This window comes from Pacificibacter marinus, assembly GCF_018860505.1.
GTDB lineage: Bacteria > Pseudomonadota > Alphaproteobacteria > Rhodobacterales > Rhodobacteraceae > Celeribacter > Celeribacter marinus_B.
In genome coordinates, this window is sequence record NZ_JAHKPU010000042.1 from 82,127 (window position 1) to 95,879 (window position 13,753).

Annotated in this window: 13 protein-coding genes; 9 read left to right on the forward strand and 4 right to left on the reverse strand. The window is 50.9% G+C overall.

From position 1 onward, the window contains the following. Positions 1-70 precede the first annotated feature (70 nt). Genes tsaE through tsaD form a run of 4 tightly spaced genes read left to right on the forward strand, consistent with a single transcriptional unit; the run spans position 71 to position 2,756 of the window. Positions 71-559 (forward strand): tRNA (adenosine(37)-N6)-threonylcarbamoyltransferase complex ATPase subunit type 1 TsaE, encoded by a 489-nt coding sequence (gene tsaE / locus KO503_RS15670; RefSeq protein ID WP_215992487.1) that lies wholly within the window; start codon positions 71-73, stop codon positions 557-559. Continuing rightward, positions 552-1,157 (forward strand): hypothetical protein, encoded by a 606-nt coding sequence (locus tag KO503_RS15675; protein ID WP_215992488.1) that lies wholly within the window; start codon positions 552-554, stop codon positions 1,155-1,157. Before tsaE ends, KO503_RS15675 begins: the two co-directional genes overlap by 8 nt. After that, complete coding sequence (locus tag KO503_RS15680; RefSeq protein WP_215992489.1) at positions 1,157-1,771, forward strand: L-threonylcarbamoyladenylate synthase; 615 nt, start codon at positions 1,157-1,159, stop codon at positions 1,769-1,771. The genes KO503_RS15675 and KO503_RS15680 overlap by 1 nt, the downstream gene beginning before the upstream one ends. Further along, positions 1,764-2,756, forward strand: coding sequence for a tRNA (adenosine(37)-N6)-threonylcarbamoyltransferase complex transferase subunit TsaD (gene tsaD / locus KO503_RS15685; RefSeq protein ID WP_215992490.1), 993 nt, complete (start codon positions 1,764-1,766; stop codon positions 2,754-2,756). The genes KO503_RS15680 and tsaD overlap by 8 nt, the downstream gene beginning before the upstream one ends. Here the strand turns inward: tsaD and KO503_RS15690 are convergent. From KO503_RS15690 to KO503_RS15705, 4 genes are read right to left on the reverse strand one after another with little or no spacing between them, the layout of a single operon-like run. Then, positions 2,753-3,490, reverse strand: coding sequence for a proteasome-type protease (locus KO503_RS15690; RefSeq protein WP_215992491.1), 738 nt, complete (start codon positions 3,488-3,490; stop codon positions 2,753-2,755). The two genes, tsaD and KO503_RS15690, sit on opposite strands and share 4 nt — an antisense overlap. Positions 3,491-3,505: 15 nt before the next feature. Next, a complete protein-coding gene (locus KO503_RS15695) occupies positions 3,506-4,303 on the reverse strand; it encodes a transglutaminase family protein (RefSeq protein ID WP_215992492.1) in 798 nt (265 codons plus the stop codon). 3 nt (positions 4,304-4,306) lie between these two features. Then, the gene (locus tag KO503_RS15700) at positions 4,307-5,248 is read right to left on the reverse strand and encodes an alpha-E domain-containing protein (protein ID WP_215992493.1); all 942 of its coding nucleotides are present in this window, start codon (positions 5,246-5,248) and stop codon (positions 4,307-4,309) included. Between the two features lies 1 nt (position 5,249). After that, the gene (locus KO503_RS15705) at positions 5,250-6,674 is read right to left on the reverse strand and encodes a circularly permuted type 2 ATP-grasp protein (protein WP_215992494.1); all 1,425 of its coding nucleotides are present in this window, start codon (positions 6,672-6,674) and stop codon (positions 5,250-5,252) included. 394 nt (positions 6,675-7,068) lie between these two features. Here KO503_RS15705 and KO503_RS15710 point away from each other — a divergent pair, with 394 nt between their 5' ends. The 5 genes from KO503_RS15710 to KO503_RS15730 all read left to right on the forward strand — a co-directional run bounded on the left by KO503_RS15710 (position 7,069) and on the right by KO503_RS15730 (position 13,594). Beyond that, a complete protein-coding gene (locus KO503_RS15710) occupies positions 7,069-9,267 on the forward strand; it encodes an NADP-dependent isocitrate dehydrogenase (protein ID WP_215992495.1) in 2,199 nt (732 codons plus the stop codon). Positions 9,268-9,586: 319 nt separating this feature from the next. Continuing rightward, positions 9,587-10,774 (forward strand): tyrosine-type recombinase/integrase, encoded by a 1,188-nt coding sequence (locus KO503_RS15715; RefSeq protein ID WP_215992496.1) that lies wholly within the window; start codon positions 9,587-9,589, stop codon positions 10,772-10,774. Between the two features lie 155 nt (positions 10,775-10,929). Next, positions 10,930-11,184: a helix-turn-helix transcriptional regulator gene (locus KO503_RS15720; protein WP_215992497.1), complete on the forward strand. Its 255-nt coding sequence runs from the start codon at positions 10,930-10,932 to the stop codon at positions 11,182-11,184. A gap of 383 nt (positions 11,185-11,567) precedes the next feature. Next, positions 11,568-12,230 carry a recombinase family protein gene (locus KO503_RS15725; RefSeq protein WP_215992498.1) on the forward strand — a complete coding sequence of 221 codons (663 nt, stop codon included), beginning with the start codon at positions 11,568-11,570 and terminating at the stop codon, positions 12,228-12,230. A gap of 62 nt (positions 12,231-12,292) precedes the next feature. Next, positions 12,293-13,594 (forward strand): hypothetical protein, encoded by a 1,302-nt coding sequence (locus KO503_RS15730; protein WP_215992499.1) that lies wholly within the window; start codon positions 12,293-12,295, stop codon positions 13,592-13,594. Positions 13,595-13,753 lie beyond the last annotated feature (159 nt).

The window sequence follows — 13,753 nt, forward strand, 5'->3', positions numbered from 1 at the left end:
GGATCCCATGGACCTTTGGGCATTTTTGACCTAAATCCGCCTTGGGAATTCATGTTTAAGGATCAACAGCGTGGCCGCGCATAAGCTTCACTCCATTACGCTTCATGCCTCTGATGAGGCGCAAACCACCCGTGTCGCAAGCCAGCTTGGCAAGCAAATGTGCGCGGGCGATGTTGCGCTGCTGGATGGGTCTTTGGCAGCAGGCAAAACCTTTTTCATTCGTGCGCTTGTGGGGGCTTTGGGCAGCTCGGAAGACGTCACCAGCCCCACCTATACAATTGCCAACATCTACGAGACGCCCAAAGCGCCCGTTTTGCATGTCGATGCATATCGCCTTGAAACAGCAAAAGAGTTTTATAATTTAGGCTTGGATGACTATTTCGATACTGCCATATGTTTGATCGAATGGGGCACGCGGATTGACGGGTTCTTTGACGCGCCATTGCAAATTGAGATCGCATTTGGCCCGACGGATACGGACCGTATTTTCACTCTCTCGTCCACTGATATACGTTGGGCATCTGTCTTTGCCGATCTTGAGGCGACACTCAATGACTGACCTGAGTTTTCTGCTGCAAACATCAAACGGTGTGCCTGTTTTGGGGCTGGCACGCGGTGATGAGATCGTGTTCGACAGCGCCACCGACGAGTCTCTGATCGGATCGCGCAATTACCGAATGGTACTGGAAACGGGATTGGACCGGTTGGGCGCGACACTTGGCGATATCAAACAGATTTTTGTCGACATCGGCCCCGGTGGCCTTGGCGTGACGCGCACGGGCGTTGCCTTTGCCAATGCTTTGGGCTTTTCCCTTGGCCTGCCCACCACCGGACTGCCCGCGTTTGAACTGCTCGGCAATGAAATGTCCCTTGATGGTGTGCCTGTTGTGATCTTACGAAAAGCGGCGAAGCCTTTCGTGCATTTCGGGATATTTGAAAACGGCGCGCTAGCACATTACGAACATTGTGAACGTGATATTGCTTTAGATATGATTGCAAAATTAGATAAATGCCGCATCGCTGGCAATGTCGTGGATGACGGGCTGAAATCACCCGAGACCAATGTTGCATCGATGGAAACCATGCTAAAAGTGGCGCGCAGCAAAGCATTGCCAGCATCAGACACCCGTGCTTACCCAATCGTAGAGGTCCTGTGATGTCTGTCGACCAGCGCATTTTAGGCGAGGCGCAAGAAACGCTTACAGCTGGCGGCGTGGTGCTTTTGGCCACGGACACGGTCTTGGGGCTTGTGGCATTGCCAAGTGACAGTCGCGCTGTCGATAAGGTCTATGCGCTCAAACAACGCCCAACAGACAAAAACCTGCCGATCATCGTGGCCTCTGCCGACCAGATCACAGCTTTTGGTGGTCAAATCACCCGTAGCGCGCGCGCCTGTTTGGACAGTCCATATATGCCGGGGCCGTTGACCATTGCGATTGGATTGCAAGCAAAGACGACACCGAACTGGCTTTCGGGCCGCGCAGAATGTGCCGTTCGCATCCCCGATGATGCGCTTTTGTTGGCATTGCTCACAAACTTGGGACCTTTGATGGCCACCTCCGCAAATCTATCGGGTCAGGACACGCCGCAGACCACGCAAGAGGCCGCAGATCAACTGAACGGCACACCGGATTACGTCGTTGCAGGACATGCCAAATCGCAAGCGCCATCAACATTGGTCAATTGCCGTGTGACGCCGCCCAGAATTGAGCGCATCGGGGCCGTACCTGAGGAAGAGATCACAGCCATTTTGGAGTGTGCCGATGACTGACTATGTATTGGGAATCGAGAGTTCTTGTGATGATACCTCTGTGGCGCTGGTCGCAAAGGATGGCTCTGTCAAAGCGATCAAAACCGTGTCGCAATACGAGATTCATCAAGCCCATGGCGGGGTCTACCCTGAACTGGCATCTCGTGCGCATTTGGAAGCTATTTTGCCAACGATTCAATCTGTTATGGATGAGGGGCACGTCACACCAAAAGACCTTAAAGCCATCGGCGTCACCCGTGGCCCCGGTTTAATCGGGTCGCTTTTAATCGGTCTGGCAACAGCAGAAGCGCTGTCGATGGGCTGGGGGGTGCCGGTTTACGGCGTCAATCACTTGCGCGGCCATATGCGGTCTGTCGATCTGGAAGAGGTTCGCACCACCTACCCCGCTGTTGTGTTGCTTGTCTCTGGCGGGCACACTTTGGTGGCCGAACTTAAAGACCCGTGGAGTTACCGTTTGCTCGGCACAACCCGCGACGATTCTGTTGGGGAAAGCTATGATAAAGTGGCGAGGATGCTGGGGCTTGGCATGCCAGGAGGGCCTGCCATAGATGCGGCGGCCAAACGCGGCACGCCTGTATTGCGCCTGCCCCGCCCAATGAAAAACGAAGGCTATGAGTTTTCATTCTCAGGCCTGAAATCATCCGTTGCGCGCCACATTGAAAAACATCCAGAAGTCAGCGTTGACGACATGTCCGCGTCTTTTGTGGCCGCCTGTATGGATGTGCTCATCGCCAAGGCCGAGCGAGCTGTCATTGAGTGTGCGCCAAAATCGCTGATCATTGTTGGCGGGGTCGCCGCGTCGCCGCAAATACGTGACGGGATGGCAAAACTGGCACAGGTCCACGACCTATCCTTGTGCTTGCCTCCGATCAAATGGGCGACGGACAATGGGGCAATGATTGGCTTGGCCACATGGGATTACATAGAAAAAGGCATCAAGCCTGACTTGGTCCCCAAACCGAATCTAAGCCTTGAGACGCCTTAGACGTCGAGACTGTAATTCGGCAGACTGTCCAAAGCTGTTTTCAAAGCCTCGCCCCAACCATTTGAAATGGTTTGAAAATACTTATTATCTGCTTCGATACGCGTTTGCGCCCCGATCTTAAAGCTGTCGGTCTCATAGGTATGCACATCAAAGGGGAGCCCGACTGAAAGGTTGGCCTTGATCGTGCTGTCAAAAGACACAAGCAGCAGTTTGATCGCCTCTTCAAAAGACATTTTCGGATCATAAGCGCGCACCAAAATAGGCTTGCCGTATTTGGTTTCGCCGATTTGAAAGAACGGCGTGTCGGTGCTGGCCTCGATAAAATTACCTTGGGGATAGATCAAAAACAATCGTGGTGGCGCGCCTTTGATTTGGCCTGCCAAAATCACAGTCGCGTTGAAACCGCTATCGGCTTTTTGGCCCTCATCCGCATGATCGGAAATGACGTTTTTCAATGTGTCTGCAATAAGCTGTGCGGCTTGAAACATCGATGGCACGGCAAAGATAGAGGGTTCACGATCCTCAGGCGCTTTGCTGCGTTCATCCAGTAGACTGATCAAGGCTTGTGTGGTGGCCAAGTTGCCAGCGGTCATCACGGTGAGCACACGTTCGCCAGGCTCTTCCCAAGTGGCCATTTTGCGAAACATAGAGATGTTATCAACGCCTGCGTTTGTGCGCGTGTCTGACATCATAACAAGCCCGCAATCGAGCATCATTCCAACGCAATATGTCATAGTATCGTGTTTGCCTTACTGTTGAGCGACTTCGATTTGAACGCTCAAGCGTTCGCCAGAGCCGCCATATCGCGTACCAGTTACAGGAGCTGCCCCCGCATAGTCCAGCCCTGTCGCAACGCGCACATAACGCACATCAGGGGAAATGCCATTAGATACATCAAATCCCACCCAGCCAAGACCCGTTATATGTGCCTCGGCCCATGCATGTGTGGCCTCTTGATCTATCCGATCATCCATCATCAAATAGCCTGAAACATAGCGCGCAGGAAATCCCATCGCGCGTGCGCAGGCCAAAAAGATATGACTGTGATCTTGGCAAACACCTTTGCCAGCACTCAAAGCATCCTCGGCGGTGCCAGTGGGCAAAGAGCTTCCAACCTCATAGACCACGGAGGCGTGGATAACCTTTGACAAGCTGTGCAACCGGTCCAAATCAGTGTCGCCTTCAACCTGTTTGATCAAGGCCCGCGCGCCCTGTCCTGCTTTGGTCAAATCTGTAGATGTATCATAGAGCCACAAAGGCGCAGGGCCACGGTGCTTGCCCATCATGCCCTGCGATTCTATCATTTCGACCTCACCTTCGCTGACCAAGGTCACTTCGGTGGCATCACGATCAAAGGAAATAAGGTCCACATGATTGTTGTTGTGATCATTGTAGGCCACTTCTTTTGCCCCACCAATCACTGTTGTTTGCCAATTGGCAATTCGTTGAAACGGGCTTTCCTTAGGGGTCAGTCGCACTTGTTGAAGCCCATAAGATACGGGCGTCTCAAAGACATATCGCGTTGTGTGGCGGATTTTCAATTTCATGAGTTACTCATAGAACCTAAAGTCAATTTCGACCTGACGCCCCAAGTCTGAGAAGGCTTGTAACACCGATTGAATGTATTCGTGTAAGCCTTCTTCGAAAATCACATCAATGTCATTATGCGCAAACCGAGAGACCAAGGTTTTGGCCAGCTCCAAAGATTTTGGTTCAATACCGTAATCCGAAGAAAGGTGCTCAAGGTTATCAAGCACTTTGCGCGCACAAAAATTCAAACTGCGCGGCATACGTTTATCGAGGATCAAAAACTGCGCAATATCACGTGGATTGGTGTTGTTACCATGCACCATGCGATAGCCGCCACGCCCCGATACAGACCGTAAAATGGTTTCCCATTGCACGTTATCAATCGATGATCCGACGGAAAAGACCGAAGGCAACAAGACGTAGTATTTCACATCCAAAATGCGCGCTGTTGCATTGGCACGCTCTAAAAACGTTCCGATACGGGCAAAGTTATACATGTCATTGCGCAGCATCGTGCCATGAGTTGCCCCACGCACCAGCGCGGTGCGTTGGCGTACCAACCCCAAAGCTGTGGGCAAATCGCGCTCTGACACTTTACGGGCCAACGTCTTTTGTGCGGCCATGAAACAGCCGTTCATCGCCTCCCACACTTCATGGGTCAAAGCCGTGCGCACCAAACGCGCATTTTGGCGTGCGGTCGAGATGCCCGACTGCACTGACGACGGATTGTCTTTCGAGCGCAGCATCCAGTCAATCACATCGTCTTTGCTTATGTCATCATGCGTGGCAAGATACCCTTGATCAACGCCCGCAGTTTTCATCACAGAGCGCCATTCATCATCATCCGCGCCGGTGCGTGTCAAACCAATACGTTGACCAGTTTCGATCAAACGCGATGTGTTCTCAGCCCGTTCCAGATAACGATACATCCAGTAGAGGCCATTTGCAGTTTTTCCAAGCATATCAGTCCTCCAGCACCCATGTGTCTTTGGTCCCGCCCCCTTGAGAGGAGTTGACCACAAGCGATCCCTTTTTCAGTGCCACGCGGGTCAAACCACCCGGCGTGATGTTGATGCCCTTTGGCGAGCATTGCACATAAGGTCGCAGATCCACATGGCGTGGGGTCAAACCGGCTTTATTGAAAATCGGCACTGTCGACAGGCTAAGCGTTGGTTGCGCGATGTAATTTCCGGGACGCGCTTTGAGTTTGCGACGGAAGGCTTCGATTTCGCGTTTACTGGCTGTAGGGCCAATTAACATGCCATATCCGCCAGATCCGTGCACCTCTTTGACGACCAAATCCGACAGGTTATCAAGAACATAGGCCAAAGGTTCTGCTTCCGAGCAGCGCCATGTCGGCACGTTTTTCAAGATCGCTTTTTCGCCCGTATAGAATTCAACGATATCCGGCATATAACTATAGATCGCTTTATCGTCCGCAATCCCAGTGCCCGGCGCGTTGGCGATGGTAATGCCCCCCGCACGGTAAACATCCATAATGCCCGGCACGCCCAATGCACTGTCAGGGTTGAAACTAAGCGGATCTAAATATTCGTCATCAATGCGGCGATACAGCACATCAATCGGTTTATAACCACGGGTCGTGCGCATGCAGACGCGTCCATTCACGACACGCAAATCATGACCTTCGACCAATTCCACACCCATCTGATCCGCCAAAAACGCGTGTTCATAATAAGCGGAATTATACACACCGGGCGTCAAGACAGCCACCGTCGGCGTGCCCTCACAGGCAGCCGGTGCGCAAGCCGCCAAAGAACGGCGCAAATCTGTGGGATAGTTTTGAATCGACTGCACTTTGTTTTTCGCAAAGAGTTCAGGGAACATTTGCAGCATCGTTTCGCGGTTTTCCAACATATACGACACACCTGACGGGGTGCGCGCGTTGTCTTCTAACACGTAAAAATCATCGTCCCCCGTGCGGACCAAGTCGACCCCCACGATATGAGTATAAATACCACCGGGGGGCGTCATGCCCAACATCTGCGGCAAAAAGGCTTCGTTGTTGGCGATCATTTCACGCGGCACACGACCTGCTTTGATGATCTCTTGCCTGTTATACACATCATGCAAAAAGGCATTAATAGCCCGCACCCGTTGCTCAATACCTTTGGACAGCTTTTTCCATTCGCGGGCTGCAATAATACGCGGAATGATATCAAATGGGATCAACCGCTCTTCGGCCTCGGTACGCCCGTAGACGTTAAAGGTGATGCCCATCAGGCGAAACACTTCTTCGGCCTCGCGCTGCTTGGCTCGCAATCGTGCGGGGTCTTCGCCTTCAAACCAGTGGTTAAATTCTGCATAAGGTGCGCGAAGCTGCCCCTCAGTGCCCAACATTTCGTCAAAGATATTTTTTTCACTCATGGAGTGAGGCTAGGTCTGAAAATCTTGGCTTGCAACAGGATCTGATCGCCAAAGCCCCCCAAAACAAGATGTGACTAAGTTTTAATCAACAAATAATCTTCCTCAAATTCCATGCCCTTACGTCACCATATCGACGGCATGAGGCGATTCTTTGATTTGCCAGAAAACGCCCATTGGCATCGGATAAGTTCAAGAAATCCGCCCCCTTCGTGACTTACGCAGGATTCACTGGTGTTTTGGCAAAGATTTACGCTTTGTATACCATTGCACACATTGACTTAAACGGCGGTCTCATTTACCTCGAAGTCAACAGCGTGGACTGGGGGACGTGGATGCCCTGCGAGCCTCTGCCACGCAGGTATTTGTCCGATCATATCGTGAAAGAGACCACAACATGGCCAATCAAACCCCAGACATTATCTACACAATCGTTGACGAAGCCCCCGAGCTTGCGCGCCACTCACTGTTGCCGATCATTCGCTACTTTGCGAAAGCGGCCGACATCAGTGTAGAAACCCGCGACATCTCATTGGCTGGCCGTATCTTGGCGCTTTTCCCTGATCTATTGACCGACGAGCAACGCGTATCCGACGATCTGGCAGAACTTGGCAAATTGGTGAAAACACCAGATGCCAACGTGATCAAATTGCCAAACGTTTCTGCCTCTGTTCCACAGCTGACAGACGCGATCACAGAATTGCAATCCAAAGGCTATGCGATCCCTGACTATCCAGCCGCGCCAGAAACAGACGCAGAAAAAGCGATCCGTGCAAAATACGACACGGTCAAAGGCTCTGCCGTGAACCCTGTTTTGCGCGAGGGCAACTCTGACCGCCGTTCTGCAAAGGCTGTGAAATCCTATGCGATGGCCAACCCGCACCGCATGGGTGAATGGACTGCCGACAGCAAAACACATGTTGCGTCAATGTCCGGCAATGACTTTTTTGCCAATGAAAAATCCGCGACCATCTCAGCCGCGCAAGCAGGTGGTGCGAAAATCGTTTTCACCGCAACTGATGGCACCGAAACCGTTCTTAAAGACGGTCTGACATACCTTGAGGGCGAAATCGTTGACGCGACATTCATGTCCGTTGCCGCATTGCGTGACTTCATCAAAGCCGAAATCGCCTCCATGGAAGACGGCGTGCTGTTTTCTGTGCACCTCAAAGCGACCATGATGAAGGTCTCTGACCCGATCCTCTTTGGTCACTTCGTGTCTGTATACATCGAAGACTTCTTGGCCAAACATGGTGAGACAGTCAAAGCGCTCGGCTTTAACCCGAATGCTGGTCTTGGCGATCTCGAAGATCGTATCAAAGGCAATGCCGAACTCGAAGCCGACCTAAAAGCGGCTCTCGCGGGAAAACCTGACATGTACATGGTGAACTCTGACAAGGGCATCACCAACCTGCACGTGTCCTCAGACGTTATCATCGATGCGTCCATGCCTGCTGTCATCAAAGCGGGCGGCATCGGTTGGGGTCCAGACGGCAAAGCCGCTGACACCAAATGCTGCATCCCAGACAATTGCTACGCTGGCATCTATGACGAGACCATCAATTTCTTCAAAGAAAACGGCGCATTGGACGTCACCTCTTGTGGTGCCGTGTCCAACGTTGGCTTGATGGCACAAAAAGCCGAAGAATACGGCTCGCACCCAACAACGTTTGAGCTGCCTTCTGCTGGTACAGTTGAAATCGTTCTCGACAATGGCGGCGTGCTGCATTCACACGCTGTTGAGGCTGGTGATATCTGGCGGTCTTCCACTGCGAAAAAAGCGCCTATCCTTGACTGGATCAAAACAGGTATCGAACGTTTCGACGCTGTTGGCACAGCCGCTTTCTGGCTAGACGCCAACCGCGCGCATGACGCAGAGCTGATCAAATACGTCGACGCAGCACTTAAAGCTGCTGGCAAAGATATCCCGATCATGGCGCCTCGCGAAGCCACGCGTTTCTCATGGGTTGAAATGACCAAAGGCAAAGACGTTGTGACCATTTCTGGCAACGTTTTGCGTGATTACCTAACCGACCTGTTCCCAATCTTGGAACTTGGCACATCTGCAAAAATGCTCTCCATCGTGAAACTGATGAACGGTGGCGGGTTGTTTGAAACAGGTGCTGGTGGTTCTGCGCCGAAACACGTGGAACAGCTGGTCGAAGAAAACCACTTGCGTTGGGACAGCCTCGGCGAATTCTGTGCGCTAGGCGAAAGCTTCAACTTCTTGGCGACAGCCAAAGGCAAAACCAAAGCAGCCGTTTTGGGTCAAGCCGTAGAAGACGCCACAGTAAAACTTTTGCTGGAAAACAAATCGCCAGAGCGCAAAGTCGGCCAAAACGACAACCGTTCTTCGCACTACTGGTTTGCACGTTTCTGGGCCGAAGCCTTGGCAGCACAAGACACCGATGCAGAGCTCAAAGCACACTTTGCACAAGTGGCTGAAAAGCTCGAAACAGGCGAAGCGGCAATTTTGAGCGAGCTCAAAAAAGACGAAGGCGCACCTGCGGACATGGATGGCTACTATAAAGCAGACGCCACCAAAACATCCGCGATCATGCGCCCGTCAACCACGCTCAACGCCATCATCGGCTAAACTACGCGCAAATATACAAGCATTTGGGGAACCTTTGGGTTCCCCTTTTTTTATGCGCACCTGACACAAAGAGTTGGGTAAAGTGACAGGATGTTCACGTAAACGACGAGGGCTTTGGGTCAATTCCAATCAATGGAAGGTGGTGCGGGCGGGGCGCAAGGAACCGAACTATTTCCTGCTATCTTATTATCTCATTACGTCTATTAAATAAACAAAAACAGTAACTAAGTATCTCACTGAGTATTATCCCCTATCATCGAATCTCGGTCTATCTTACACTTTTAGGTGGACTGAAGGGGGGATAGAGAGAAGCTGTATTATGGGTGCAACGAACAAATTGACTGCAAAAGGGATTGCTGCGGCTAAGGTAGGAAAATACAATGATGGCGCGGGACTATGGTTTTATAAGCGCAAGGATGGCGGGGCACAGTGGTTTTTTAGGTACACTATTCATGGCGGGCGCAAAGAAATGGGTTTTGGCGCTTATCCGGCTGTCTCTTTGGCCGAAGTGCGCCGCAAGGCAGTCGATGCCCGCGAACAAGTTAGGAATGGTATCGACCCTATTAAAGAGCGCGAAAAATCAAAACGTAACGCAGCTCGTAACCTCCACCTACTTTCTGAAATTGCACATGATACCTTCGAAACACGAAAGGCTCAACTAAAGGGCGATGGAGTGTCTGGCAGGTGGTTTAGCCCGCTTGAACTTCATGTCCTCCCTAAGCTCGGAAAAATGCCCGTCACAGAAATCGACCAAGTTGATATTAGAGACACACTATCCCCAATCTGGCACACGAAGTCAGAAACGGCACGCAAAGCTCTTGGCCGCCTCGCGATCTGCATCAAGCATGCCGCAGCGCTAGGCTTACCTGTTGATATACAGGCCTGTGAAAAGGCTAAGGCACTACTCGGAAAACCACGCCACAAAGCTCAACACATCCCAGCATTACTTTGGCAGGAGGTACCCGAATTCTACGCCAGCTTAAATGATGGCAGTATAACACATCTTGCTCTGCGCTTTTTGATTTTGACTGGTATGCGCACTGGTTCCGTGAGGTTCTTACACGAGGACCAAGTTGAGGGAGACCTATGGACCATTCCTAGCGAAAACATGAAGGGGGCCAAAGATGTTGCTGAAGATTTTCGCGTGCCGCTTTCACCGCAAGCATTGCAGATCATTCAAGCAGCGCGGCAGTTTTCTAGGGATGGCCACTTATTCCCCAGCGTTAAGAAAGGTGTAATTTCGGATGCAACAATGGCGCGGTTGATGGAGCGTAGGGGGATGGAGGCACGCCCTCACGGCTTCCGCACCAGCCTACGCGTTTGGGTTGCCGAAACAACCGACGCACCACACGAGGTGGCTGAAACGTTGCTGGCACACTCAACGGGTAGCAAGGTGGTTAAAGCATATCGCCGCACAGATTTTTTGGAACAGCGACGAACACTATTGGACAGTTGGGCGCAGTTTGTTTCGCCACCTAAGAAAAAGATCAAATTGCGGCGTATTTGACGGCTGCACGCTAGAGTTCGCGCAAACTTTATGCGCTTTTTATCGCTCAAACCAAACAATACAATTGACTTGTAAAATACTCGAAAAATTAAAGACTCTTCACTTCCTGCGAATCACCTTACAATGGCCCTATAGATCAACTTAAGGAATGAAGAATGTATAATGATATACAACTACTTAACGTGTCCGATGTAAGTAAAATTCTCAACTGTGGCGTATCAACGATTTGGCGGTGGGTTTCTGACGGAAAATTTCCAGCGCCAACCAAGATTGGAGGATGCACCCGCTGGAAGGCCAGTGACGTGCTCAACTTCATCGACAAACCCAATCAAGAGACCTCAAAAAATACACAACCTAAAGCGCCCTCGAAAAAGCGCCGCCTTCGCCGCACAAAACTTTCAACAAAATAAAATAAAGAGCCCCCCTCCTATCCCTAGATGTGAAAAATTTTGGCAGTTTTTTCGAAATGTGCAGAATGTCGAATGCCTTTCGTGCGCCCCTACACACACCTGATCCCTATAGGCCTTTTCTCTGTCACCAACTTTCGGCTAACTCGATGAATATAAAAAGGGAAACCTGTTTTAGTAGCCCATACAGACAAGCGGCACACCTCAACCTACCAACACGCCAACCGTATTTGACCTAGTACCCGAGTATATCAGGCGAACTGAGACTTAATTAGAACGGCTTAGAGCGGATGAAACACAATACCATACTTGGCTTTACTGGAAGATGGTCGTTGATCAGGTGTTCACAGGCAAACGAACATTAACTTGTGCAGAAAGCCATAACAATGAGTTCACGTTACATCGCCTACTACCGCGTTTCCACACAGCAACAAGGCCAGAGCGGCTTGGGTCTTGATGCCCAGCGCGCAGCAACCAACGCATTCCTTTCGACCTCACCTTCTGATCTCATTTCTGAATTTACTGAGGTAGAAAGCGGAAAGCGTGCTAAGCGCCCAAAGCTAGCCGCAGCCATTGCGGCATGCCGTAAAGAAGGTGCAATTTTGCTCATTGCCAAACTCGACAGGCTGGCTCGTAATGTCCATTTCATATCTGGCCTCCTCGAAAGTGGGGTCCGCTTTACTGCTGTTGATATGCCGAACGCCGACAAGTTCATGTTGCACGTTTACGCTGCGATGGCTGAAGAAGAAGGGCGCAGAATTAGTGAAAGAACGAAAGCTGCCCTTGCAGCAGCTAAAGCCCGTGGGGTCCGCCTTGGCGCTAACGGTTCAGTCCTCGCTCGTCGCAATCGCTCTACTGCAGATAAAGTTGCGTTAGAATTTGGGCCAAGGCTTATACACCTCAACGAAATCGAAGGCATGAGCTATCGCGCTATCTCGGATTACCTCAACACCACACAATCTCTAACTGCAAATGGTGCTCGGTGGCATCCCACTTCAGTCTATCGGCTTACCTCAAGATACAGATCACTGTCAGCTATTTCTCTATAAACTATATAGACCTCTATAACACATGCCTCATACACCACTAATCAACCCCAAAAGATGTACATATGTCCCGAGAAAATTATTTAGACGAGTTTAGCAATGATTTGTCATTTCCACTAGAAAGGGCCTGCATTGATAAAGTTGACTGCACGATTGGTAAATGGGTTATTCGCGGTGAGCCTGAAGCCATCCGAAGTTATATCGCACATTCTGCAGAGGATATGCTGGCTTGCCAATCCGATGAAGAGCAAAAAATTTTTAGAGATGCAGCACCGTCTAGCCTAACCAGACGAGTGATAATCGAAACACGTGGAAACCCACGCTCGCCGGACGAGCAACATTTGATCTTTGCTGGAGCCCTCACAGGGACCAATCCAACAGCGCCAAAACAGACCTTAACGCTAGTAGCCAAGCTAAACGTAACTCGCGGCATTCAAGCTCAACAACTCATTGGACGCGTGAGGCCTCCGCAACCTAAAATTAAAGGGCCCTATCGCTTAACCATTTGCCCCAGTGAAAACGCAAGCAACGATGAAAGTGCGTATATCCCTGCCACAAACATTCTAATGGGCAGCAACTTCAGGTATGCATATGCCGCATCAAAACCCCCATCTATGCACCTCATAGACAACGTAAAGGCCGTTTATGAAGCGATACACGCTGGCTTCAACAAATCTGTTCGCTGGAGCGGCGTCAATGTTGAACCGTCATTCCAATTTGGCATGCGCGGTATAGAAGTCTATTGGGAGTTTGCTTGCAAAAGCCCACTCTCTGCCGTTGAGTTACTAACACCCCAACTTGTATCAGCCGTGGATAAAAGCCGGACTCGTAGCGTTGCCATCATTGACACCGAAATCTCGCGTCAAAGCAAATCCATCCAACTTGAACTCGAACAAGATATGATTGTTCGTGCGTACGCCAAAACCACCAAGCGCATTCGCGTAGAGGTATCTTTCGGCAAGAAGGCAATTGAAAAACTAGTCGGGAAACGGACATGCACGTCAGAAGCTGATATTACTACAAAAGTGGATCGCTTGGTTTTAGAGGCATCCACCCGATTAACCGAATTGTTTGGGTATATAAAAAGCACGCGCGACATTAGCCACAGTCATATCCTGCCAGATGACCTTTTGCGCGAGATCAATGGCGCAACCGACGATCCCAATATAGCTGCCCATATCTTAGATGGCCTTACACACCACGGGCGCATTATACCCGAGTACAACCCCAGCTTGCTAAAAGCAGTAAGAAAGCTAAGAGCGCGGCGCGTCATGCGCTTAATCCGCAAACAGGTGAGCGCATACGCACTAACGCCGGCCTATCAGCGCGCCTTTGAGGATATGCGACTATCGACTAAGTCGAAGTAAAGCAGGGTATGGTCGCATGGAGCTGCAATGCTCTGGCGATGTGGTGTAATCATTATGGGCGGGAAGCGGAAGTTTGCTGCAGCTGCACGGTTCTAGCATCGGGATCGCGAAAGCGGACAATCAGGACGCGAAATGCCCTTTGGTCTTGCCACGGTTTAG